General features: G+C 57.9%; 16 protein-coding genes and 1 pseudogene. 10 read left to right on the forward strand and 7 right to left on the reverse strand.

Annotation, left to right across the window (positions count from 1 at the left end):
• Window positions 1-267: 267 nt before the first annotated feature.
• The gene (locus EJ576_RS14515; RefSeq protein ID WP_126570596.1) at window positions 268-714 is read left to right on the forward strand and encodes a hypothetical protein; all 447 of its coding nucleotides are present in this window, start codon (window positions 268-270) and stop codon (window positions 712-714) included.
• An 81-nt stretch (window positions 715-795) separates the two neighbouring features.
• Window positions 796-1,902 carry a glycosyltransferase gene (locus tag EJ576_RS14520; RefSeq protein ID WP_218570336.1) on the forward strand — a complete coding sequence of 369 codons (1,107 nt, stop codon included), beginning with the start codon at window positions 796-798 and terminating at the stop codon, window positions 1,900-1,902.
• A gap of 87 nt (window positions 1,903-1,989) precedes the next feature.
• Here EJ576_RS14520 and EJ576_RS14525 read toward each other — a convergent pair whose 3' ends face one another.
• Together EJ576_RS14525 and EJ576_RS14530 are read right to left on the reverse strand one after the other, a co-directional pair.
• On the reverse strand, window positions 1,990-3,147 hold the full coding sequence (locus EJ576_RS14525; protein ID WP_126570597.1) for an acyltransferase: 1,158 nt from the start codon (window positions 3,145-3,147) through the stop codon (window positions 1,990-1,992).
• Window positions 3,148-3,457: 310 nt separating this feature from the next.
• On the reverse strand, window positions 3,458-4,246 hold the full coding sequence (locus EJ576_RS14530; RefSeq protein WP_126570598.1) for a CPBP family intramembrane glutamic endopeptidase: 789 nt from the start codon (window positions 4,244-4,246) through the stop codon (window positions 3,458-3,460).
• 409 nt (window positions 4,247-4,655) lie between these two features.
• Between EJ576_RS14530 and EJ576_RS14535 the strand changes: the two genes are divergently transcribed.
• The gene (locus tag EJ576_RS14535) at window positions 4,656-5,516 is read left to right on the forward strand and encodes a DMT family transporter (protein ID WP_122726638.1); all 861 of its coding nucleotides are present in this window, start codon (window positions 4,656-4,658) and stop codon (window positions 5,514-5,516) included.
• 36 nt (window positions 5,517-5,552) lie between these two features.
• On the opposite strand, the gene EJ576_RS14540 is transcribed toward EJ576_RS14535, so the two are convergent.
• Window positions 5,553-6,440, reverse strand: coding sequence for a DMT family transporter (locus tag EJ576_RS14540; protein WP_122687293.1), 888 nt, complete (start codon window positions 6,438-6,440; stop codon window positions 5,553-5,555).
• Between the two features lie 52 nt (window positions 6,441-6,492).
• Window positions 6,493-8,118 (reverse strand): methyl-accepting chemotaxis protein, encoded by a 1,626-nt coding sequence (locus EJ576_RS14545; protein WP_122726640.1) that lies wholly within the window; start codon window positions 8,116-8,118, stop codon window positions 6,493-6,495.
• A gap of 389 nt (window positions 8,119-8,507) precedes the next feature.
• Here EJ576_RS14545 and aceK point away from each other — a divergent pair, with 389 nt between their 5' ends.
• Window positions 8,508-10,214, forward strand: coding sequence for a bifunctional isocitrate dehydrogenase kinase/phosphatase (gene aceK / locus EJ576_RS14550; RefSeq protein ID WP_122726642.1), 1,707 nt, complete (start codon window positions 8,508-8,510; stop codon window positions 10,212-10,214).
• Window positions 10,215-10,267: 53 nt separating this feature from the next.
• Here the strand turns inward: aceK and EJ576_RS14555 are convergent, their stop codons facing one another.
• On the reverse strand, window positions 10,268-12,145 hold the full coding sequence (locus tag EJ576_RS14555) for a restriction endonuclease (protein WP_126570599.1): 1,878 nt from the start codon (window positions 12,143-12,145) through the stop codon (window positions 10,268-10,270).
• A gap of 238 nt (window positions 12,146-12,383) precedes the next feature.
• On the opposite strand from EJ576_RS14555, the pseudogene EJ576_RS14560 reads away from it, so the two are divergent.
• Window positions 12,384-12,533 (forward strand): annotated as a pseudogene (locus EJ576_RS14560) (isocitrate dehydrogenase kinase/phosphatase-domain containing protein); the annotation flags it as partial.
• 25 nt (window positions 12,534-12,558) lie between these two features.
• Here the strand turns inward: EJ576_RS14560 and EJ576_RS14565 are convergent.
• Entirely contained in the window at window positions 12,559-13,146 is a 588-nt protein-coding gene (locus EJ576_RS14565; RefSeq protein ID WP_122726645.1) for a hypothetical protein, read from the reverse strand.
• A gap of 585 nt (window positions 13,147-13,731) precedes the next feature.
• Here EJ576_RS14565 and hrpA point away from each other — a divergent pair.
• The 4 genes from hrpA to EJ576_RS14585 all read left to right on the forward strand — a co-directional run bounded on the left by hrpA (window position 13,732) and on the right by EJ576_RS14585 (window position 20,072).
• Complete coding sequence (gene hrpA / locus EJ576_RS14570) at window positions 13,732-17,643, forward strand: ATP-dependent RNA helicase HrpA (protein ID WP_126570636.1); 3,912 nt, start codon at window positions 13,732-13,734, stop codon at window positions 17,641-17,643.
• 308 nt (window positions 17,644-17,951) lie between these two features.
• The gene (locus EJ576_RS14575) at window positions 17,952-19,073 is read left to right on the forward strand and encodes a beta-ketoacyl-ACP synthase III (protein WP_028617435.1); all 1,122 of its coding nucleotides are present in this window, start codon (window positions 17,952-17,954) and stop codon (window positions 19,071-19,073) included.
• A gap of 145 nt (window positions 19,074-19,218) precedes the next feature.
• Entirely contained in the window at window positions 19,219-19,833 is a 615-nt protein-coding gene (locus tag EJ576_RS14580; protein ID WP_123474499.1) for an RNA polymerase sigma factor, read from the forward strand.
• Window positions 19,827-20,072 (forward strand): zf-HC2 domain-containing protein, encoded by a 246-nt coding sequence (locus tag EJ576_RS14585; RefSeq protein WP_126570600.1) that lies wholly within the window; start codon window positions 19,827-19,829, stop codon window positions 20,070-20,072. The genes EJ576_RS14580 and EJ576_RS14585 overlap by 7 nt, the downstream gene beginning before the upstream one ends.
• Window positions 20,073-20,179: 107 nt before the next feature.
• Here the strand turns inward: EJ576_RS14585 and EJ576_RS14590 are convergent, their stop codons facing one another.
• Complete coding sequence (locus EJ576_RS14590) at window positions 20,180-21,502, reverse strand: putative porin (protein ID WP_028617432.1); 1,323 nt, start codon at window positions 21,500-21,502, stop codon at window positions 20,180-20,182.
• Window positions 21,503-21,785: 283 nt separating this feature from the next.
• Between EJ576_RS14590 and EJ576_RS14595 the strand changes: the two genes are divergently transcribed.
• Window positions 21,786-22,910 carry a GNAT family N-acetyltransferase gene (locus tag EJ576_RS14595; protein WP_122726651.1) on the forward strand — a complete coding sequence of 375 codons (1,125 nt, stop codon included), beginning with the start codon at window positions 21,786-21,788 and terminating at the stop codon, window positions 22,908-22,910.
• Window positions 22,911-22,912: the final 2 nt, after the last annotated feature.

Below are 22,912 nucleotides of genomic sequence, written 5' to 3' on the forward strand. Positions count from 1 at the left end.
TGTCTAAACGAAATGTGTAGGGTGGCCCGCAGTTTACTGACACATTCGAGGAGTAAAGCTGTCCGTAAGTCCCGGCTCGGTTGTCTCCCGTTCAGGGCATCCGGCGCATCAGCGTGAGGGCTTGATGCGGCTTCTCGATTTTTTTGGAATAGGGGTTGATCTCAGGCAGAGACAGCCGATTTAAGTTAGTAATTTTCGTCGATGTATCAGCACGTACACACTGTACCAACCGATGAAAACTGGAAAAATCACTCACAAGGTAGTTATATGATGAAGTTAGGTAAATTGGCGGGCGTGATGGTTGGTGTTGCAGCGTTGAGCGCTTGCGATGATGGTAAAGTGGAGAACGTCTTTTCTGCTCAATACAGTGCCTCCTCGTCGAGTTTAGATGTTGCCGCAGGCAGCAAGTTTGCAGTGCCGATTACCGTCAAGAACACCAGCAGCGGTACTTGGGATTCCAAGGCTTCGAAGGCCCCTGTCTTGGCCAGCTATCACTGGCTGAATGCGGACAAAACAGTGCTTTTGCTTGATGGGAACCGTACACCATTTGCACAACCGGTTAAGCCTGATTCAGAAGTGGCAGTGCAGTTGGGTGTAGTGGCACCTAAGGCGCCCGGGAACTATATCCTTCAAGTCAGCCTTGTCAAAGAAGGTGCAGGTTGGTTTGAGGCGAAGAATGTCAAACCGCTGGAGCTTGCTGTGAAAGTTAAATAAGTGTTTGTATTTTAATCAAATAGCCGTGAAGTTTGCTCGCTTGTCAGGCGGCAAGCTTCACCGTTTTAAAGTAGGTGTTATTTGAAAATTCTACACTTTTATAAAACCTTTGCCGCTGACCAGCATGGTGGCGTCGAAATGTTTATTCGCCATTTGACACATGTGAGCGCTCAGCAGGGTTGCGAAAATGTAGTGCTTTCGTTAGCCAAGGGTGAAGTGGCGAACGTCGAAGGCCCGAGTTATAAGTTGGTCCAGGCGAAAGAAGATTTCAATGTGGCCTCTACCGGCTTTTCTGTGTCTTCGTTCAAGCTGTTCGCGGAGTTGGCCAAGTCTGCCGATGTTGTGCACTACCACTTTCCTTGGCCATTTATGGACGTGGTTCATTTTGCAACCCGGATCCAGAAACCAAGCGTCGTGACGTATCACTCGGATATTGTCCGTCAAAAAGTTCTTAAATGCTTATACAGTCCCTTGCAGCGCCTTTTTTTGAATGATGTCGATGCGATTGTGGCAACCAGTCCGAACTATCTTGAAAGCTCTCCCGTTTTAGCGCGTTATCGTCATAAGTCTACTTCGATTCCCATCGGGTTGGAGCAGTCAATGTACCCCGTTTCTGAGGCTGATAAGGTTCAGGAACTTCGAGGCCGTTACGGGCGTTTTTTTCTATTTGTGGGTGTGCTGCGCTATTATAAAGGGCTTGAGTTTTTACTCCGGGCCGTCGAAGGGACTGATTGGCCGTTGTTGATTGTTGGTGCTGGCCCCTTAGAGCAAGAACTAATGCGCGTTGCATCCGAGCGGCAACTGCACAATGTGCATTTCATCGGGCAAGTGACCGAGCAGGAAAAGGTCAATCTATTTGAGGCCTGTTATGCGGTAGTGTTTCCTTCGCATTTACGCTCAGAGGCGTTCGGTATCAGCCTGCTTGAAGCGGCAATGTTTGGTAAGCCGATGGTATGCAGCGAAATTGGTACGGGAACCAGTTTTATTAACCAGCATGATGTTTCTGGAATAGTAGTTCCCCCAGGCGATGCGCCCGCCATGCGCCATGCCATGGCAGCATTGTGGGAGTCTCCTGAGTTGGCTGCACGTTATGGTGCTGCTGCAAGAGAACGATATTTGAAGGTGTTTACTTCTCACTCGATGGGTGAGGCTTACGTGAAGCTTTATCGTGATTTAATCAATCGCTAATAACCTCGTTTTAATTACGTGTGGCTACCAGAGACAGTATGAATATGCTGTATTTGGCGTGGTTGCGCCAAATACAGGCAGGGGTCATTAGAGGGTCGAACGAGACTGGAGTTGTGTATCCGGTATCGCTGGCTCCACTTTTCGCATCCGTTTGATAAGCGTCTTGGCGTAATTGATTGATGCATTTTCTACGGTGATGTGGAGAAGATAAGCAATCCCTATCACGGTTGAAACAGCCGTTGCCAGTGCCACATAGAAGGATGCATTGTTGTCCAGCATCACGCGCATTATCGAATAGCTGATCAAAGAATGTATGATGTAAAGCGGGTAGCTGATTTTGGCGATAAAGTCGAGTGGTGCAATGGGCCTGAAGTATTTTCTCAATGTATAAGCGAGCGTGAACACACCAAGCCCATAAAAATAGTTCAAGGGTGTATTAGGCATTCCCGGTGCCCATTCATTGTGAGTCCAGCACATGAGCACAAGGCTCAACAGAGCAGTGCTATAGATGACCAACTGGAGAGTACTGATCTTTTGGATGAAGTGAAAATGAAACAGAGTGCCGACGAACATGAAACATACAATCATCAGTTCGGCTTTTAGCGACTCCACCGAAAAGTTTACGTATTTAAGTGCGATGATGGATTTTGCAGTGGGGTAAAACTCAGTGAAACCCAGCACGCCGATGGCCAATAACAGTATTGGCATGACGCTGGCTTTTCTCAGTGCGCTGAAGAGTAGGGCGGATATGATATAAAACTTTATCTCTATCGCCAGTGTCCAGTTGACTAAGTCAATGGTGCGAGTGTTCAGGTTGGAGTGCGTCAGGGTCAGGTTTAAGAACAGCTCTTTGAAGTTTATGCTAAACGTCTTTCCCCAATACAGGCTGGAAAGCCAGACCGCTGTGATCGCGAGAACGGATCCGATCAAGTAGGTTGGATAGATTCGAAGTGCTCGCGAAATCAAGAACTCAACCGGCGAAGATTTAGAAAGAGAAAAGGGTATGACGAAACCACTGATAAGAAAGAAGACAGCAACACCAAAGGGACCATAGTTTACTGTTCGCGGCGACAGCCACCCATATAAAGGTGGCGTAGCACCTTCTATGACGGGAGAGTAAATGTAAGTTGAAACAGTCTCTCGGGCCAGCCAGAAAATTCCACACAGGTGAACTATCATCACTGCGATAATAGCCAGAGCCCGTAGCTGGTTGGCAAAGATGACTTTGTCATTGTATTGTTGCATTTACAGTGTCCATTTTGGCGTGTAGCCGGCTTAGGGTGACTTCTGGGTCAGTTCCGCGTTTTGAGACCTTGCGGGCTGCAAGATATGCCAGATATTAATAGGCTGTCTATTGTGTTTTTTTTTGTTAAAAACTTGACGCCTTGCCCCGCATCCATGAATTCCGGGTTTTGGCCTGAGCATTTTCTATGTTGGCGATGTCTTGTGCTGCTAGTTTGGGTTGATGAACACATGAAAAACTCAAATATGTGCTCCAGTTCACCTTCCTATTGATAGCAGGGTAGTAGGTTTTCATTGCGTGCGGGAGGGAAGTTCAGGCCGCCATCGGATACACAAACAACCCAAAATGCACCAGATTTACCCCAAAATGGGTGACTACCGCTGCCCCCAGCCCGCCAAACCGATACGCTAACCCATACCCGACGCCAGCAATGGTTGCCAGCATTGTCCATTGCCATCCAGCACCCAGGTGCACCAGTCCAAACAGCAATGAGGCCAGTAACAACGCCAGGTTGTCGCCATACGACAAATGCTTTAATCGTCGGCTTATCCCGCCCTGTACGTAGCCCCGAAACAACGCCTCTTCCACCAGCGTGACCAACAGTACGTTATTCAGCACCCATAACCACGACTGCTCCGGCCATTTTGGTGCCCAGTGGGTGATCCCCAACAGCACTGCTCCACCGAGTGCAACAACGGCAGTCAAGGTCAGTGCCAGGGCCGCGACGCAGATCGACAGCCGCAGCGGGCGCCGTGCCACGATCCACGGGCAGGCAAGCAACAGCCAGAAGCCAATCAGTGGTTTGTCCTGGTTCAGGTACATCGAGAAGGGCACTGCATCTTCGGTGAAACGTTGTGAGGCAATGCCACGCCCATTGTAGAAGCCCGGTAGCCAGTGCATCGCCAGACCCAGCGCCAGTACGATAAACAGGCCGTGACCCACGTAGCGCGCCCACGGCGTGCGTTGTTGGCGTACCGCATAGCCGGCGATCAGCAGCAGGCCGACGGACACACCTGCCAACAGCCCGAGTTGCCCGTAGATCAAGGCCAGCAGATAGCCGATGGAAAGAAGCGCCAGGTACAGCCAGGGCAATGCGATCATGGGGAATCCTTGGAAAAATCTGGGCGGCATTATAGCGAGCCATCTCGCAGGGCCCACATGAAAACTCCGCCATCCAGGGTGATTGCAAAACCTATCAACGGCTGGTTATAGTCCCAGCCTCTTCATCCCTTCACACAAGATCAGCCCATGCCAGCTTTCCAGCGCATAGCGGTAGTCGATTCAGCGGTCAACGCTGCGGTCGTGCCGTGCGCGGACAAGCAGCCTGCGCAGATCAGCCACTACCCCCCACCTGTCCGTAGCACGCCGGTGTACGCAGTCGTATCACCGCCGGGTGTTGGCATTTCGGGCTGATCAGCTGATTGCTGTTCCCGTCTGCCCGCCTGAAAAAAACTACTGACCTTCAGCGTCTGCTGAATCGGCTTTTTTTGCCTGATGACAGGTGGTATCCATGTCTGTTCTTTCGAAACAATCCGTGGCCGCGGCGGCCTCGACGAGTCTGTTTGTCCTGCTGTGGAGCAGCGGGGCGATCTTCTCCAAATGGGGCCTGGCCCACGCATCACCCTTCGCGTTTCTGTTGATCCGCTTTGCCATCGCCCTCGTGGGCTTGGTGATCCTGATACCGATCCTCAAACTCAAGCTGCCGCGCCCCGGCAAACCCATGCTGTACGCGGCGGCAACCGGGTTGGTGCTGCTGGGTGCCTACCAGATTTTCTATCTGCTGGCCCTGGACCTCAAGGTCACCCCCGGCGTAATGGCGACCATCATGGGCGTGCAGCCGATCCTTACCGTCGTGCTGATGGAGCGCCAGCGTTCGTTGAGCCGGCTGTTTGGCTTGGCGCTGGGGTTGGTGGGGCTGATCATGGTGGTCTACCAGGGCATCGGCTTGTCCGGCATGTCGTTGGCGGGGATGCTGTTCGGGTTATTGGCCCTGGCCAGCATGACCTTCGGCTCGATCATGCAGAAGCGCATCACCGACAACCCCTTGGGCACACTGCCGGTGCAGTACCTGGCGGGGTTGCTGCTGTGTTCGGTATTCGTGCCGTTCCAGCCGTTCCACTTCGAGCACGGCAGCGGTTTCTACCTGCCGGTGCTGTGGATGGGGTTGGTGGTGTCGTTGCTGGCCACCCTGTTGCTGTACCGCCTGATCGCCCGGGGTAACCTGGTGAATGTCACCAGCCTGTTTTACCTGGTGCCGGCGGTGACGGCAGTGATGGATTACCTGATCTTTGGCAACCGGCTCGCGATGTTGAGCCTGATGGGGATGGGGTTGATCATCATCGGCCTGGTTTTCGTGTTCCGTAAGACCTGACACAACCGCACCCTGTAGGAGCCCGCGAGCGGGCTCCTACAGGATTCTTTTCGGCCGCAACACCAACCACAACGCCCCCGCAATCAACACCCCGCCATACAGGTGCGCCATCGACAACGGCTCATCCAGCAACAACGCCCCCCACAGCACCCCAAACGGCGGAATCATAAACGTCACCGTCATCGACTTAACCGGCCCAATGGACGTCAGCAACCGGAAGTAAAGAATGTAGGCAAACGCCGTACACACCAGCCCCAAGCCCAGCAACGACAACCACACCTGCCACCCACCCCAACTGGCGGGCGGCTGGCTGATCGCGCTGTAGGCGAAGAACGGCAACAGGAACAACGTCGCACCGAGCATGCTGCCCAGGGCCGACAGGCGACTGTCCAAGCCACCGCGCTGATCCAACCAGCGCCGCGCCAGGAACCCGGCAAAGCCATAACAGGTGGTCGCCAGCAAACAGGCCAGCGCACCCATCAACAATTCCAGGTCAAACGCCACCGGCCCTGCGCGGGTCAGCACCCCCACGCCAAACAGGCCCAGGCACACGCCAGCAATTTTCGACGGTGTGAGCCGTTCACTGAAGAACAGCCCGCCAATCAATACGCCCATCAACGGCGTGGTGGCGTTGAAGATCGCCGAGTAACCCGCCGGCAGCACCTGGGCGGCGACCGAGTACATGGTCGCCGGGACCCCGGAGTTGATGACCCCCAATAGCAACACCGTCCTGAACTTGCCCTGGAAATCCCAGCTCACGCGCATCATCGCCAAAATCACCAGCAACCCGGCGGCGGCGATCGACACGCGGAAAAACGCGGTTGGCACCGTGCCGATCTCCGGCGCAATGATGCGCATGAACAGGAAACTCGCGCCCCAGATGGCGGCGAGCCCCAGTAAATACAGGCTGTCGACAGGTCTCACACAACACTCCTACCTCAATAAGCCCGCGAGTGTTGCATGACATTTCCAATGATTACAGGACAAACCGCGTCACCAGCCCATTCAGGTCCACTGCCAGACGCGACAGTTCCTGGCTGGCCGCCGACGTCTGGGTGGCGCCAGCGGCGGTTTGGGTGGACAGGTCGCGGATGTTCACCAGGCTGCGGTCCACATCGCGTGCCACCAGCGCCTGCTGCTCGGCGGCGCTGGCGATCACCAGGTTGCGCTGGCTGATCTGCGAGATGGCCGCGGTGATCTTCTCCAGGGCACTGCCTGCGCTGTTGGCACGTTGCAGGGTCTGGCCGGCATGTTCGGCGCTGCTGTTCAGGGCTTCGACCGTGTCTTGGGTGCCCTGCTGGATACCGGTGATCATCTGCTCGATTTCTTCGGTGGAGTCCTGGGTGCGCTGCGCCAGGGAGCGCACTTCATCGGCCACCACCGCAAAACCACGCCCGGCCTCGCCCGCGCGGGCCGCTTCAATGGCGGCGTTGAGTGCGAGCAGGTTGGTCTGCCCGGCGATACCACGGATTACTTCCAGCACCTTGCTGATGTCCTGAGCCTGTACCGCCAGGCCTTCGGCTTTGTTTGAAGCGCCGAGCACTTCGTCCACCAGGTTCTGGATCGAGCTGATGGTTTCGCTGATCTGGTAATGGCCGTGCTTGCTGTCCTCGTCGGAGGCCTGGGACGCCTCGGCGCTGGACACCGCATTGCCCGCCACTTCATCCACGGCCGCGCTCATTTCGGTCACGGCAGTGGCGGCCTGTTCGATCTCGTCGTTCTGCGCCTGCAGGCCACGGGTGCTTTGCTCCATCACCGAACTCATTTCTTCGGCAGCAGACGCCAGCTGCTGCGCCGACTCGCTGATCCCGCGAATGGTGCCTTGCAGCTGCGCCTGCATGGTGGCCAGGGCCGTGAGCAATTGGGCGGGTTCGTCGTTGCCGTTGACGGCGATTGGCTGGCTCAAGTCGCCGCCGGCAATGGTGCGGGCAACGATCAGGGCCTGGCCGAGGGGGGCGATGATGCTGCGGGTCAGCAGCCAGGCCAACAGTAAGGTGACGATCAACGCGAAGACGATGATCGAGCCGACGACCCACTGCGCGCTGGAATAGGTCTGTGCGGCGGAGTCCACAGCGGTTTCCACGCCGCTCTGGTTGAACGCGATCATGTCCTCCAGGCTTTTGTTGAGAATCACGCCTTGTGGCGCGAGGCGGCTGTTGAGCAGATCGATGGCGTCCTGTTGCTGATCTTTGTCCACCAAGGCAACGATCTGCCCGACGAGGGTCAGGTAGGCGTTCACATTACCTTCGAGTTGCTTGAGCATCTCGCGCTCTTCATCGCCACTGAGCAGGGTTTTGTGATGGTCGAGCAAGGTTTGCAGCTCGGTGCGCTGGCGGGTGATCAGGGCTTTGCTGTTGTCGCGGATCCGCGATTCGTCAGTGGTCGCCAGGCGCAACGCCTCTAGGCGGATGCTGGCCACGAAGGCCGCGCTGTCGTGGATGTTCTCGATACTCGGCATCCACGATTCTTCGATAACCAGTGCGCTCTGCCGCAACTTGGCCATCTGGCCAAGCCCAAACATCCCGACGATCACCAGCAAGCTGGCCAAAACCCCAAAACTCAGACTGGCACGCAGACCGATCCTCATGTTCCTCAATGACATCTCAATGCTCCTTGGGCGATTAGAACCTGTTCCCGGATCGGTCTTTTGACCTTGTTAGGGTGGGAGAGGGCGCGCTATATATCAAAGTGCCACTATCGTGGTAATCAGGGTTTCCCTTAGTTGGATCCAGAGCACTGCGCGCAGATTGCGGCCGGCGTTGCATAGGGATTTCCGGCATCAATCTGCCAAGCCCCGCCAATGCAGGCGTGCAGGTAAAACGCAGTGTGACTTGATGGTGTGTTTATTGACCAAATGGTCGAATTAAAAAAATTGAAAATAAATGTACGAAATGAACGAAGTTGTACAAGGCAGGGCAAAAAATGACCCTTCTCGTGTTCTCGTACACTGGCTAAGCTCAGGGCTTCCAGATGCCCGTAGAGGTTTCCCGCATGTCGCAATCCGCCCTCGCAGTCGCCCAGATGATCCTCGATGGCTTCGACGATTACCGTGAGCACTTCCGCCAGATCACCGACGGCGCCCGCGAGCGTTTTGAGAAGGCCCAGTGGCAGCAGGGGCAGGCGGCGTCGGCGGCGCGGATTAACCTCTATGAAGAAAAGGTCAGTGAGGTGATTGCGCGTTTGCGCAGTAGCTTTGATGACGGAGCATTACTCGATGTTGACCAGTGGCCCGTGGTGAAAAGCGCCTACATCGGTCTGATCGACCTGCGTTTCGATGATGAACTCTCCGAGACCTGGTACAACTCGATCTTCTGCGGGCTGTTCAGCCACGACCTGATCAGCGACGGCAGCATGTTTATCCACACCACCCGGCCCAGCCTGCGCCGGGCACGGGCCGCGCAGACGCGCACCTACACGCCCGCCGCAAAAATCCCGGAGATGCTCGCGCAGATCTTTGCCGACTACCGTTTCAGCGAACCCTACGCGGACCTGGCCGGCGACCTGCACCGCCTTGAAGCCCAACTGCGGGAAAACTTGCCGGACTGGGTGTGCAAGGACCCAGACCTCAAGGTCGAGCTGTTTTCCTCGGTGCTTTACCGCAATAAAGGCGCGTACCTGGTAGGACGCATCTACACCCGCGACGAACAATGGCCGCTGGTGATCCCCCTGTTGCATCGCGAAGGGCAGGGCATCCAGATCGACGCACTGATCACCGATGAAGCCGATGTATCGATCATCTTCTCGTTCACCCGTTCCTACTTCATGGTGGATGTGCCGGTGCCGGCGGAATTCATCGGCTTTCTCAAGCGCATCCTGCCGGGCAAGCACGTCGCAGAGCTGTACACCTCCATTGGTTTCTACAAGCACGGCAAGTCGGAGTTCTACCGCGCCCTGATCAACCACCTGGCGACCACCGACGATCAATTCATCATGGCCCCTGGCGTGCGTGGCATGGTCATGAGCGTGTTCACCCTGCCGGGCTTCAACACCGTGTTCAAGATCATCAAGGACCGTTTCTCACCGTCGAAAAACGTCAACCGCGCCACGGTGATCGAGAAGTACCGCCTGGTCAAAAGCGTCGATCGGGTCGGGCGCATGGCTGACACCCAGGAGTTCGCCGATTTCCGTTTTCCCTTGAGCAAATTCGAACCCGAATGCCTCGCCGAATTGCTGGAAGTCGCCGCTGGCACCGTCGAAGTCGAAGGCGACACGGTGTTGATCCGCCACTGCTGGACCGAACGGCGCATGACCCCGCTCAACCTCTACCTCGACAACGCCAACCCCGCCCAGGTGCGTGAAGCCTTGGAAGACTACGGCCTGGCGATCAAACAACTGGCGGCGGCCAATATCTTTCCCGGCGACATGCTGCTGAAGAACTTCGGCGTCACCCGCCACGGCCGCGTGGTGTTCTACGACTACGATGAAATCTGCTTTCTCACCGAAGCCAACTTCCGCCACATCCCCGCGCCGCGTACTCCCGAGGATGAGATGGCCTCGGAGCCGTGGTACTCCATTGGCCCGCTGGATGTATTCCCGGAGGAGTTCCCGCCGTTCCTGTTTGCGGATGCTGGCCAACGCAAGTTGTTCGATGAGCTGCATGGCGAGTTGTACAACGCCGATTACTGGAAAGGGCTGCAGGAGGCGATTCGTGCCGGTAAGGTGATTGATGTGTTTCCGTATCGGCGCAAATCGACGTAAAGCACCAAAACTCGAACGGGGCAACAGGCAAGCCGCTGCCCCGATGTGACGAGTTAGCCTGGCAACCACTGGCGAATGAGCGGTGTGTCGTCGGCACCGTCGTTCTTGGCTTGCAAGTAGGCGCTATAGTTTTTCCTGACGGCGTCAGGTACGCCGACGACAGGTGTCTGCACCGGCGCTGCGTTGCCCCCTTCGGCCGTTGCCTTGGCCCTGAACGCCTGGTCATCCAGATGCCGCAGGTGCAAGACCTCATCAATGAAACGGCTGGCCGTGGCATTGCCGATGTTCGGGTATCGGTGGGCGATGCCTGCGCGCAGCATCGTGCGATCATCGGCGGTGAAGTTGTTTTCGCCTTGTGCCACGTAGGCCGGCATCAATCCTGAGAGTGCAGCGACGGAAGCTTTCACCGTACCCAACTGTGGAGAGACGATCACTGAAGGCACCTGGTTCAAGGTCTGGTTTTCCACTTCTTGCGCCACCCCACGCGGGCCTTTTTTCTGAGCTTGTTGTTGGAAGTACTCGCGGGCTGCCAGGTAGTCCGCGATCGAGTTGAGTAATGTCTGCATACGCGGTGTGCTTGGGGTGTCGGCCGCCCATGTCTGTATGTGTGCCTGGATGTCTTGGGTGTTTGCGTCCTCCACGATAAGACGTGAGAGTGCTTCGCCAGCGGCGCCTGGAAGCTTTTCCAGTTGTTGGAAAATTCGGTCGGCTGCATGGTCCAGGTAGCTGTGCTGGACAGTGGCTGCCAACTGCGTGACGGCGGCGCCGACAATGAGCAGGCCGCTATCGCTGTTGCTGCCGCGGGTTTGCAGGCCGAGAACGGTCTTGAAGGGCTGGTCGCTATAGACCTGATCGTAGTCGTAAACGGGTTCGAGCTTGCCAAACAAGTCGCCCAAGACGGCACCGGCGCTTCCCGGCTTGTGAATGTCCTGTCCGAGGGCATAGACGTAGTAGTCGGCGTCGAGGGTTTGACGAGGCGCCTGGCTCTCGCCGGTGGGCACACTGTACCTCAGTTGCAACGGCGCGCCACCAGGGGTGGGGTTCGGATGGATGTCGAGCGCGTCCACCGACACCAAGTGGTGGTTGGCCACCTGAGGTGCAAACTTCAGCTGGTGGCCGTCCAGCAGCACCGGCTTGGTACTGCGGATCAGCCAATTGACTTGTGCGCCCAGTTCTCCCGCGCGTTCGACCGCATCGATACCTGCGTTGGGGCCGTGCACCACCACCTTCTTGCCCGCGAACTGTTCAGGGCGGCTGTCGGTGGCCCGCATAAACTCATCCAGGTCCATGACGTTGCCCCGCAAGACCTCTTGCTGGTGCAGGCGGATATTGCCTAGGCGTTTCTCCGCCAAAGTCTGTGCGCTGTCGTTGTTCCATACGCTGGTGTGCGGCCCGGCCCCCATGCCCAACACTACCTGCCGGCTTTCTATAGCCTGGCCGTTTTCCAGGCGAACCTGATAGCGACCGTCTTTCAGTTGGTTGATGCCTGTGACCTGCGCCGGTAGATATTCCGCCCCCAATGCCTGTGCCCGGTCCAACTGTTGTCGGTTCCGCGCTGCAAACTCGCCCCGGTCTGCGTAGCCAGAGTTATAGCAGGGTACCGTAGGGCCCCATTGGTCGATGATTTCACGTTGATGATTGATGTAGCCCTGGCCTCGCACACTGGGCAGCCAAGGATCTTCCTGGCCGATGATGCTGACTTTTCCGTGCAGAGGGGATGCGTGACTATTCGTCGAAAACCGGTGGTTCAATTCGTTGACCAGATAAGCCACGCTGCTGCCGGTGCCGACAAATGTCAGGTCACGCACTCGGTGAGGGCTCAACGGTTTGTCGGCATCGCCAACGGCTTGGGTGCCGACCTGGGTTGCGGCCGGCTGTACAGCGTTCGCTCTTTGGGGCTGTGATTCATGCAGCGATTTACCGAGTAGCATCAGGATAATCCTTTCAAAAGGCCTCATCCGCAGGCATTAAGAACTCGTCCTTGTTATTGGTGTGAAGCGGTCATGCGGTGAAGGGTCAGATTGTTTCTCAAATCAGTGTAGATATTGAGTAAATCGGTATTCAGTTCGGCAACTAACGCCCGCTGTTTATTGCTTTCTTTTAGCGGATTGATGGCGCCCAGTTTGACGTGCGGTTTGCCTGTGGAATGAATCAATACCTTGAAGTCCAGCCGATGCTGGTCAGGGCAAGTTGTTCGATGAGCTGCATGGCGAGTTGTACAACGCCGATTACTGGAAAGGGCTGCAGGAGGCAATTTGCGCCGGTAAGGTGATTGATGTGTTTTCGTACCGGAGCAAGGAGCGCGATCACTACTCATGAACTTGATTTACGGATTGATCAATCTTCAGAAAATACCGAATTGGCTTTTGGTCGACTTCACGCCGATATTTTCCAAGTAATCCTGTGCGGGCCTCATATTCTCCTTTGTGGGTCGGTAGTGGCCCGAGGTATTGGATAAGTGAGTTCTCCCTGTCATGGTTTGCTTTAAGTAGCCGGCACTGACGATGTTATTCGACTGCCCGGCACCGACGCCCAGTTCGGCGGTGGCGGGGTGGGATATCATTTTTGGCGCTACGTTTTTACTGATGTTGGCAATCGCCATCTGTCCGTCTCCCGTCACGACAAACTTGGTAACCGTATTCGGTGTCTTCGCGATGTTCAGATCCTCTGGCTTTTTTACGGTTGTCACCGTTGCCGTGGAGTTTCGGGGGTTTGTAGCCGCTCCCGCCAGATGCAGCTCAGCGCCCAAGTCTCTCGCCTTCGTATTGGGTAGCTTCGGATAGCTCTTGGAGGCATAGGAAGGTCCAGAGGGGTTTGAGGTCCAGGAACCGTTCGCCGAATCGGATACAGGTGCAATGTCCTGGTATTTGTTGGCGTAACTATGCAGGTTTTGGGTGGATGCGTTGTAGTAGCGGCTGGCGTCAATGGGCATAAGAATTCCTCGGGCGTTAGAGGCGATATCAATCAGGGTTTTGCCGCTGAGTTACAGGCCGCTCATGAAATTCATGCCTCGTACTGCCCGAGTGGCCGTGTGGAAATTCGAGATTCGATTGGCCGTCAAATCAGTGGGCGGTGTCGAGGCGGTCTGCGGGGCTGCTTTGGACGACGGCTTTTCTGTGTAGGCGGGCGGGAACTCATATTTGGGCGGTGGTTGCGACGCTGCCGAGCGCGGTTGGGCCTGCATGGATGCAGAGTAGCTGGGTAGATAAGGTTGGCTATTTGTCGAATCGATAGGCATAAAAGCTCCGGTTTCATAAGCGATACAGTGATCTGTCAGAGGTTTCTGGCGGGTTGATTTGATCCTGCGTATGGCACTCAAACCATCGGATTTGCACTGTGAAATGGTCGGATGAGCGACTTTCTCGTGTAAGAAATATGTTGATTAGGCGGCGTTACGCGGCCAGTCACTGACTGAGCGTCTCCAGGAATGTCGAAATCTGCGACAATCGCTCCTCTTTTCTACGTCCACAGTTATGCAGGCGTGCCCTGCCTCACCCAGAAGACCTTTGCCACCCTGATGACCGACCAAGCACCCACCATCGACCAACTGCTCAAAACCCTCGATCACGCCATGCTCGCCGACCGCCACCGTTTGCGGCGGCAACTGCTTGAGCTGCGCAAGAAGCCCGACGAGGAAAAGTTGGCGCAATGGGTTGCGCGCATGCAGGCTTCCTGCGCCCAAGTCACGGCGCGACGCGCCAGTCTGCCGGTGATTCGCTACGACGACAGCCTGCCGATTGCGGCCAAGCGTGATGAGATCAAAGCCGCGCTGAACAAGCACCAGGTGCTGATCATTGCCGGTGAGACCGGTTCGGGTAAGACCACCCAGTTGCCGAAGATCTGCCTGGAAATCGGTCGTGGCCAGTTCGGCCTGATCGGTCATACCCAGCCACGCCGGATCGCGGCCCGCAGCGTCGCCAGCCGGGTCGCCGAAGAGTTGGCCACGCCGTTGGGCGCGTTGGTGGGCTATCAGGTGCGTTTTGAAGACCAGAGCGATTCCAACACCCTGATCAAACTGATGACCGACGGCATCCTGCTGGCGGAAACCCAGAACGATCGCTACCTGGAACGCTACGACACGATCATCGTCGACGAAGCCCACGAACGCAGCCTGAACATCGACTTCCTGCTGGGCTACCTGAAAACCCTGCTGCCGCGCCGTCCGGACCTGAAGGTCATCATCACCTCGGCGACCATCGACCTGGAGCGTTTTTCCAAGCATTTCGACGATGCGCCGATTGTCGAAGTCTCGGGTCGTACCTTCCCGGTGGACACCTGGTATCGCCCGCTGACCCTGGAACAGGATGAAGAAGGCAACCGCGTCGAGGACGACTTGACTGTTGACCAGGCGATCCTCGCCACCCTCGATGAAATCGCTGCTTATGAACGCAGCGAGCGACGCAGTCCTGGTGACGTATTGGTGTTCCTGCCCGGAGAGCGAGAGATTCGCGACGCCGCCGACATGCTGCGCAAGGCCCAGCTCAAGCACACCGAAATCCTGCCGCTGTACGCGCGCCTGTCGCCGGCTGAACAGCAGCGCATTTTCCAGTCCCACCCGGGGCGGCGCGTGGTGTTGGCGACCAACGTCGCGGAAACCTCGCTGACCGTGCCGGGCATTCGTTATGTGATCGACAGCGGCACCGCGCGCATCAGCCGCTACAGCTACCGCGCCAAAGTGCAGCGCCTGCCGATCGAGGCGATCTCCCAGGCCAGCGCCAATCAGCGTAAAGGCCGTTGTGGCCGGGTCGAACCGGGTATCTGCATTCGCTTGTACAGCGAAGAGGATTTTATCGGCCGTCCGGAATTTACCGACCCCGAGATCCTGCGCACCAACCTCGCCGCCGTGATCTTGCAGATGCTGCACCTGCGCCTCGGCGAGATCACCGATTTCCCGTTTATCGAGCCGCCGGACGGCAAGGCTATCAGCGACGGTTTCAACTTGCTGCAAGAGCTGTCGGCGGTGGACCGCAACAGTCAGCTCACGCCGTTGGGCCGCCAGTTGGCGCGCCTGCCGGTGGACCCGCGCATGGGTCGCATGTTGCTCGAAGCCGCCAAGCTCGGCAGCCTGCAGGAAGTGCTGATCGTTGCCAGCGCCATGTCGATCCAGGACCCGCGCGAGCGTCCGCCGGAACGTCAGCAGGCTGCTGACCAAGCCCACGCGCAGTGGAAAGACCCGGATTCGGATTTCGCCGGCCTGGTCAATCTGTGGCGCGGTTTCGAAGAGCAGCGCCAGGAACTGACGGCCAGCCCGTTGCGCAATTGGTGTCGCAAGAACTTCCTCAACTACCTGCGCCTGCGCGAGTGGCGTGATTCCCATCGCCAGCTGAGCCTGATCTGCCGCGACATGCAGTTGACGGTCAACAAAGAGCCGGCGGACTTCCCAAAACTGCACAAGGCGGTGCTGTCCGGCCTGCTCAGCCAGATCGGCCAGAAAACCGAAGACGGCGATTACCTCGGTGCCCGTCAGCGCCGCTTCTGGATCCACCCGTCGTCGGGCATCGGCAAGAAGCGCCCGCAATGGCTGATGACCGCCGAACTGGTGGAAACCACCAAGCTGTATGCGCGCATGGTCGCCAAGATCGACGCCGACTGGATCGAGCCGCTGGCTGGGCACCTGATCAAGAAAAACCACTTCGAACCCCATTGGGAGAAGAAGCGCGGCCAGGTTGTGGCCTTTGAACAGATCACCCTGTTCGGGCTGATTGTGGTCGGACGCCGGCCGGTGCATTACGGGCCGATCGACCCGGTGGTGTCGCGCGAGCTGTTTATCCGCGAAGGCCTGGTGCGTGGCGAGATCCAGTCGCGGGCCAAGTGCCTTACCGCCAACCAGCAACTGCTGGAACAACTCGACGAACTGGAGGCCAAGGCGCGTCGTCGCGACATCCTGGCGGACGAAGAAACCCTGTTCGCCTTCTACGATGCGCGGTTGCCGGCGGAGATCCACCAGACCGCGACCTTCGACAGCTGGTACAAGATCAACAGCCAGAAAGACCCGCAACTGCTGATCATGCTTGAAGAAGACGTGCTGGCCCGCGAAGCCAGTGAAGTCACCGCCGCGCATTACCCGGACACCCTGCACCTGGGCGACCTGGAACTGGCGTTGAGTTACCACTTCGAACCCAACCACCCGCGTGACGGCGTGACCCTGCGCGTACCGGCGCCACTGCTGCCGGCGTTGCCGCCAGAGCGTCTGGAGTGGCTGGTGCCGGGGGTGATCGAAGCCAAATGCATCGCCCTGGTGCGTAACCTGCCCAAGGCGCTGCGCAAGAATTTTGTGCCGGTGCCGGACTTCGTCAAAGCCGCGCTGCAACGCATCGAATTCGGCCAGGGCTCTTTGCCCCAGGCGTTGGGCCGTGAGTTATTGCGCATGACGGGGGCGCGTGTCAGCGATGAAGCCTGGGCCGAAGCCGCGCAGCAGGTCGAAAGCCATCTGAAGATGAACTTGGAAGTGGTCGATGGCCAGGGCAAGTTCCTCGGCGAAGGCCGCGACCTGGCCGAACTTACCGCACGTTTTGCCGAGGCCAGCCAGGCCGCGCTGGCCGTGCCGCAAACCGCGAAAAGCCAACAACCGGTGGAAGCCAAGGTGTTTGCGGCGGTGGCGGAAAAGACCCAACAGAAGATCGCTGGGTTGTCGATGACGGTGTATCCCGCGTTGGTGGAAGAAAGCGGCACGGTCAAGGAAGGGCGTTTCTCCACGGCCGCCGAGGCGGAGTTCCAGCATCGCCGCGCCTTGCAGCGTTTGCTGATGCAACAACTGGCGGAACCAGCAAAATTCCTGCGCGGCAAGTTGCCAGGCCTGACCGAGTTGGGCCTGATGTACCGCGAACTGGGGCGTATCGATGCGCTGGTGGAAGACATCCTGCTGGCCAGCCTCGACACCTGCGTGCTCGAAGGCGAAACCAGCCTGCCGCGTGATGGTGCTGGTCTGGCCGCTTTGGCCGAGCGCAAGCGCGGCAGTTGGACCGAGCACGCCGAGCGCTTGGCGCGGTTGACCCTGGATGTGTTGAAACTGTGGCACGGCCTGCAAAAACGCTTCAAAGGCAAGATCGACCTCGCCCAGGCCGTGGCCCTGAACGACATCAAGCAGCAGCTGAGCAATTTGGTGTATCCCGGTTTCGTACGGGAAACCCCGGCGCAGTGGTTCAAGGAGCTGCCGCGTTACCTCAAGGCCATCGAGTTACGCCTGGAAAAACTGCCGAGCCAGGTGCAAAAGGATCGGGTGTGGAGCGGCGAGCTGGCAGGCTTGTGGACGCAGTACGAGAATCGCCTGAAAAAACATGCCCAGGAAGGCAAGCGCGACCCCCAGCTAGAACTTTACCGCTGGTGGTTGGAGGAATACCGGGTGTCGTTGTTTGCCCAGCAACTGGGCACTAAAGTGCCAATTTCCGACAAGCGCTTGAGCAAGCAATGGAGCCTGGTAGAGGCCTGATATTTACACGGTTTCCAGGGCAATACAGGTCCAGTGTGGGAGGGGGCTTGCCCCCGATTGCGGTCTGTCAGTAAAGGATGTGTTGACTGTCCCACCGCTATCGGGGGCAAGCCCCCTCCCACAGATAGCGCCAAATTCCGAGGGTTGTGGCAAACTTCGCGCCTATAAATGCCGGGATCGTCGTGAAGGGCTGCGACGCGAAGGAATAAAGCGATGCCAGTTTGGTGTCCGCGGTGCGGAATCGGACTACTTACAGTTTGGTACGACGGTACCAATATCTTCTGCCTGACAGATTTAGAGGAACGACCGTGCATAACGTCGTCATCAGCGGCACTGGCCTGTACACCCCGGCCAACAGCATCTCCAACGAAGAGCTGGTGCAGTCTTTCAATGCCTACGTGCATCAGTTCAACAGCGACAACGCTGCCGCCATCGAGCGCGGTGATGTGCAGCCGCTGACCGAATCCAGCGCAGCCTTCATCGAAAAAGCCTCGGGTATCAAGAGCCGCTTCGTGATGGACAAGGACGGCATTCTCGACCCGCAGCGAATGGCCCCACGCTTGCCCGAGCGCAGCAACGACGAATGGTCAGTGCTCTGCCAGATGGCCGTCGGCGCTGCCGAACAAGCCTTGCAACGCGCCGGCAAAACCGCCGCCGATATCGACGGTGTGATCGTCGCTTGCTCCAACCTGCAGCGTGCCTACCCGGCCATCGCCATTGAAGTGCAGGAAGCCCTGGGTATCGAAGGTTTTGGTTTTGACATGAACGTGGCGTGTTCCTCGGCTACCTTCGGCATCCAGAACGCGGCCAACAGCATCCAGTTGGGCCAGGCGCGGGCGATTTTGATGGTTAACCCGGAAGTCTGCACCGGCCACCTGAATTTCCGCGACCGTGACAGCCACTTCATCTTTGGTGATGCGGCCACTGCCGTGGTGCTGGAGCGCGCCGACCTGGCGACTTCCGAGCACCAGTTCGACGTGGTGAGCACCAAGCTGCTGACCAAGTTCTCCAACAACATCCGCAACAACTTCGGCTTCCTCAACCGCACGGCGGAAGAAGGCATCGGCGCGCCCGACAAGCTGTTCGTACAGGAAGGCCGCAAGGTATTCCGCGACGTGTGCCCGATGGTAGCCGAGCTGATCGGCGTGCATTTGCAAGAAAACCAGTTGAACGTAGCCGATGTGAAGCGCTTCTGGCTGCACCAGGCCAACCTGAGCATGAACCACCTGATCGTGAAGAAACTGCTGGGCCGTGAAGCCTCGGTGGAAGAAGCGCCGGTGATCCTCGATACTTACGCCAACACCAGTTCGGCGGGCTCGGTGATTGCGTTCCACACGTATCAGGATGATTTGCCCAAGGGCTCTGTCGCGGTACTCAGCTCGTTTGGCGCGGGCTATTCGATCGGCAGCGTGATCCTGCGCAAGCGCTGATTGATCGGTCAGACTCGGTCAAATGTGGGAGCTGGCTTGCCTGCGATAGCATCACTGCGGTGTGACTGATCCACCAATGCGCCTGCATCGCAGGCAAGCCAGCTCCCACAGGGATCGGGTTTCCAGAGTGAAATCGAGGTAAACGATGGCAGCAGCGGACGACGCGCACCTGCTTGAACGCCTGCTCAAGGGTGAGCAGCAGGCCTACAAGGAATTGGTCACCACCTACCAAAGCGCCATGCGGGCGGTGGCCTATGCCATCGTCGGCCAGCGTCACACCGACGAAGTCGTGCAAGACGCCTGGCTGTCGGTGGTGCGCAACCTGCCTAAGTTCGAAGGGCGTTCCAGTCTCAAGACCTGGCTGCTGACCATCACCGCCAACGCCGCCAAGGGGCGCTATAAGCAGAATCGTCGCGAAGTGTTGCTCGACGATCTGCCTTCGCCCCATGGCACCATTGGCGATGACCGTTTCTCTCCGGATGATGGCCACTGGGCTGTCGCCCCCTACGCCTGGCATCAGGACACCCCGGAAGCCTTGCTGACCGAGGATGAGCTGCGCAAGTGCCTGGAGCATACGTTGCTGAGTTTGTCTGAATTGCAAAGCAGCGTGCTGGTGCTACGTGAACGCCAGGGGCTGGAGTTGGAAGAGATCTGTAATCTTCTGACGTTGTCGCTCTCCAATGTCCGTGTGCTATTGCATCGAGCACGGCTTAAAGTCTTCGCCACGGTGGAGCATTTTGAGGAAACGGGCGAATGTTGACCTGTAAAGAACAAGTGGCACGTTCCAGTGACTATCTCGATGGGCAACTGACCTTTCGCGAGCGTCTGCTGGTGCGTCATCACCTGATGTTCTGCCCGAACTGTCGCCGGTTTATCCGCCAGATGCGCCTGATGCAGGCGACGCTGAAGATAATGCCGGATGAGCCGGGAGAGGGTATGGAGGCCTTGGCGCAGCGCTTGGCTGAAGAACGACTCAAGGATCACAAAGGCGGGGAATAAGCAGGCTCACGTGGATGGATCGGACGGATGATGGGGACCGCTCCACCCACGCAAGACTGTTACAGCCACCCCGGGCCGTCCTGGCCCGAGGCTTTCAACACTGACTATTAGAACTTGGCTTCTGCGTCCAACTGCAGGGTGTTGGTGTTGGCGTCACGCTGGGTGCGGCTGGCGTAGTCGGCCTTGGTCAGGAAGTACGTGGCACCGAGGGCGAAGTTCTTGTCGATGTCGTAGCTGACCTTCATCTTGTGACCGCGCGAACCGGTGGTGCCGTTGGCGAAGTCCGAGTCGGTGAAGGCACCCACCACGGCATTACGCTGAATGTCGCGGTAGTTGTAGTCCAGGTTGAAACCGAACACTTTCGACTTGGCGCCGATCAGCCAGGCGGTGTCCTGGTCGGTCACGGCGTCGTTGTTTTTCACGTACTGGCCGTAGAACGCCAGCGGTACAGCCAGGCCGCCGATGTCGGCTTGGGCAAAGCCTTCATACAGGCGGAACTGGTTGTCGGCCGAGTTACCGTTGACCGCCAGTGCGCAAGGCGTGGTGGTGGTTGTGCAACGGCTGTCCTTGTCATTCTGGTAGGCGTAGACGCTGCCGCCCAGGGTCATTTTCAGGTTGTCGGTGACCGAGAAGCGTGTGCCCAACTGGCCAGAGGTCAGGCGCAGGTCGTGACGGAACTGCACGCCGTCGCCGTCGACGTTGTCCTTGAGGTTGTAGTTGCCGAGGCTGCCGAACAGTTCGGCGCTGCTGCCCAGAGGGTATTTGTAGGTCAGGGCCAGGCCTTCAGGGTTGATGTCGCTATCCCAGATGACGTCGCCCATGTTCACCCACGGTTGCAGCATCTTGCCGCCGATCACGTGCAGGTTCTTGATCTGGTCCGGGTGGTAGTCGATGTAGCCAAGGTCCAGCCAGATCGACTTCTTGTCGAAATAGTTGTCCTGGTCCTGGTTGGTCGAGCGCGCATCGTCGCTGCTACCGGTGGCAATGCGGATACCGGTGTCGACTTGCGAGTTGATCTCGGTGTAGGCGCCCAGGCGGGCACGGATGCGCTGGCGGTCTTTGTCGCGGCCGCCGTTGTTGGATTCGCCCTGGATTTTCACGGTTTCCTGACGGAAACGTACGTCACCCTTGAACTGAGTCTTGGCCGCCCAGGCCAGCTTCTGGTCGAAGCTGCTCAGCTCGTTGGTTTTCTTCGCGGTGGCCGCGATCTGTTCGTTGGTCTCTTGTTGAGCTTGCCGTGCGATCTGCTGTTCTTTCTGGTCTTTGGCCAATTCGCTTTGCAGTTCAGTGTACTGCGCCGCGGTGATCTGGCCGTTGGCCTTGAGCATGTCGAGCAATTTAGCGTCGACTGCGGCGCTGGCCGGAACGCTCAGGGCCAGTAACAGGCCGCCGCACAGGACCGCCGCAGTTTTAGTGGAAGCAAGACGCATATCAATCTCCGAAAGTGAGGAGGGATGGCAAACCATCCAGGACACAACCGACCGATGACGGACGGAAAAATAGCCGCCGGGTAGAACCAGGCGCTCTAAAAACAGGCGTCAGTATCACGATCGTTTATGACCGAGCAGTGGCGAAGTGATGTCATCTAGATGACAAATTTTTCACGTTCGGAACTATTGGTTTAGAGCCTTGTCGTGCGAAACGGGGGTGTGCCAAGGCCGGCAATCAGCGATACTCGCCAAGCTTTCACGCCCCAAACCAGTGAGGATGCCGATGCCGTTGCAACGCCTGGACAGCCTGTCCGAGATCGCCCCGCAAGCCTGGGATGCGCTGGTGCCACAGGCCCAGCCGTTCGTACGGCACGCCTTCCTGAGCGCATTGGAAGACAGCGCCAGCCTGGGCCCGCAATCGGGCTGGCAGCCGGAGCATTTGCTGCATTGGGAAGGTGATCGGCTGGTGGCGGCACTGCCCAGTTATCGCAAGTGGCATTCCTACGGCGAGTACGTGTTTGATCACGGTTGGGCGGATGCTTGCGAGCGGGCTGGCATTGAGTACTACCCTAAGCTGCTGACTGCCGTGCCGTTCAGCCCGGTCAGCGGGCCACGCCTGTTGGCGGCGAGTGCAGAGAAGGGGTTCGAACTGCTGAAAAGCCTGCCGGGTTACCTGGAAATCGAAGGGCTCTCCAGTGCCCACATCAACTTCACTGACGAACTGGCCGATACGGCACTGGCCCAACAACCGGGCTGGCTGCAGCGCCTGGGTTGTCAGTTTCACTGGCAGAACCGGGGTTATCGCGACTTCCAGGATTTCCTTGATGCCTTGAGTTCACGCAAGCGCAAACAGATGCGCAAAGAGCGCGAACAAGTGGCAGGGCAGGGCATCGACTTCGAGTGGCTGCAAGGCCATGAACTGAGCGAGGCCCAGTGGGATTTCGTCTACGCCTGCTACGCCAACACCTACGCGGTGCGCCGCCAATCACCCTACCTGACCCGCGCGTTCTTCAGCCTGCTGGCCGAGCGCATGCCCGAAGCGATTCGCGTGGTCCTGGCCAAACAAGGCACCCGCCCGGTGGCCATGGCCTTCAGCCTGATCGGCGGCGACAGCTTCTACGGCCGCTACTGGGGCTGCCTGGCGGAGTTCGACCGCCTGCATTTCGAAACCTGTTTCTACCAGGGCATGGACTACGCCATCGCCCACGGCCTGCAACGCTTTGATGCGGGGGCACAGGGCGAGCACAAGTTGATTCGCGGGTTTGAACCGGTGATCACGCGGTCCTGGCACTACTTGCGCCATCCGGGATTGAAGAACGCCGTGGAAGATTTCCTCGAGCGCGAGCGGGTGGGGATCGTGGCGTATGCCGAGGAGGCGAGGGCAGCCCTGCCTTATCGACAGGGCTGAAT

This window comes from Pseudomonas sp. C 49-2 (genome assembly GCF_003970195.1).
GTDB classification, from domain to species: domain Bacteria; phylum Pseudomonadota; class Gammaproteobacteria; order Pseudomonadales; family Pseudomonadaceae; genus Aquipseudomonas; species Aquipseudomonas canadensis.